The sequence below is a fragment of the Bacteroides finegoldii DSM 17565 genome, assembly GCF_000156195.1.
GTDB lineage: Bacteria > Bacteroidota > Bacteroidia > Bacteroidales > Bacteroidaceae > Bacteroides > Bacteroides finegoldii.
In genome coordinates, this window is record NZ_GG688322.1 from 297,911 (window position 1) to 298,190 (window position 280).

The following is a 280-nucleotide window of genomic DNA, read 5'->3' on the forward strand; positions in this document are numbered from 1 at the left end:
ATTCTCTATTCCCTTTCTCGGAACTGGCCCGACAAATGCATTTGAAGTCCTCTGCTTTGGGTCGTAAAAGTTATTTTTCTCCCGAAGGTAAAATAGCCTTGATGGTCTTGAAGTCCTATACCAACTTTTCCGATGCACAACTGATTGAGCATTTAAACGGTAATATTCATTACCAGTTGTTTTGTGGTGTCCAGATTGATCCGCTTCATCCACTAACCAATCCTAAAATCGTCAGTGCAATTCGTCAGGAACTAGCGAATCGCCTTGACGTTGAGTCCCT

At 42.5% G+C, this 280-nt stretch carries 1 protein-coding gene; it reads left to right on the forward strand.

The window, feature by feature from the left end; translation table 11 throughout:
• Positions 1 to 280: transposase (locus BACFIN_RS21735; protein WP_007752737.1), on the forward strand; the 280-nt coding region annotated here is incomplete at both ends.